This window comes from Haloquadratum walsbyi J07HQW2, assembly GCF_000415985.1.
Lineage (GTDB): Archaea > Halobacteriota > Halobacteria > Halobacteriales > Haloferacaceae > Haloquadratum > Haloquadratum walsbyi_B.
The window spans coordinates 2650423-2651698 of the sequence record NZ_KE356561.1; the positions used below are offsets into that span (position 1 = coordinate 2650423).

1 pseudogene is annotated in these 1276 nt (G+C 62.3%); it reads right to left on the minus strand.

The features are described 5' to 3' along the window. Positions 1-477: pseudogene (locus tag J07HQW2_RS12475) on the minus strand (hypothetical protein); the annotation flags it as partial. Between the last annotated feature and the right edge of the window lie 799 nt (positions 478-1276).

Here is a 1276-nt window from a genome sequence, read left to right on the forward strand (position 1 = left end):
CTCCTGCCAGTACACGGTCGTCTCCTCGTTGCCGGTCTCGACGGACCGGATAACGAGTCGCAACTCGGTGGTCGCGGTCGCCGTCTCGGCGTCGCCCTCGTGGCTGACGACGTGTGTGCCCTCGAGCGTCGGCGTTAGTCGACTGAAGTACAGCGGTCGGTTCTCCATCCGCTGGCCCGCGTTGAACATTGCTGTGTCGTCTCGGACCGTGCCGCCGTGTTCGAAGCCGGTGTCGACCTCCCAACTCCCGACGACAGCCGTCTCGGTCGTCGTCTCGCCGTAGCCCGTGTACGTAAGATACCCGCCGGCAGCGGTAACGAGCAGACACGCGACGACGAGCGCCGTGAACGAGCGCAGCAGCCGCGACCGAGTCTTCGGCGCGAGCCGAGATATCTTGTGAGGGCGGTCTCCGTCGGTCGAAAGGCGACGATCGTCACCTGACCCGTCATCAGCCGCGGTAGCATCGTTGGGGTTCACCGATCCCGACCCCACTCGCCGCAGATCGTTCTCCCCTCGGACCCACCGCGTCGCGGCCAATGGACCGATATGGAGCGGGTCTGACCCCGACACGGGGTGGCGTCGCACGGGTCCTCGCGCCCATCACGAGACACGCCGTTTCGCTCGCGTCGTCTCCGCCGGTGGACTCTGCATACTTCGCCCGAGTCCCTGTCATCACAACCCGCGGGGGTTGAAATGAGACGGACCCCGCGAGACGAGTTCGTCGGTCGGACCGCTCCCCGCTCGGTAGCACCAGTTTGTGTCACATCTCAGTATCCGGGATCCAGCCATCTTACCGTTCAGCACGAAGTGTCCGGTCGCGATCGCACGGACCGGACATATCTGGTTCGGACCGACGCAACGCCGCGCGGGTCTTCATAGACGACGACATGTGGGTATTGGGTATACGGCGACAGACAGGCGTTCCAGTGTTTGCTTTCGCATGTCCAACGAGTCCACGACGGCTTCAACGACGCGGCAGACCGACTCACAGACAGCCGGGTCCACAAAATCGGTCAATTAGGAGCCAGAGCCAGCAGGCGACGACGACACAGATCCTTCGGAGCCGCCAACATCAGAGGAGAAACCGGAACCGTCATCGGCTACGGTGAAACGTCCACAGCGCCTCTCAAGAAGACCCAGACGACGCAATCAAAAACCTGTACATCAATTCCTACCACGAAGAAAACGATGGGAACGTCGATACGCCGGAACAGACACGTCACCCCTACATCTCCACCAAGGCAGAGCCCACCTACCGGTACTTCGTCGTTCATGA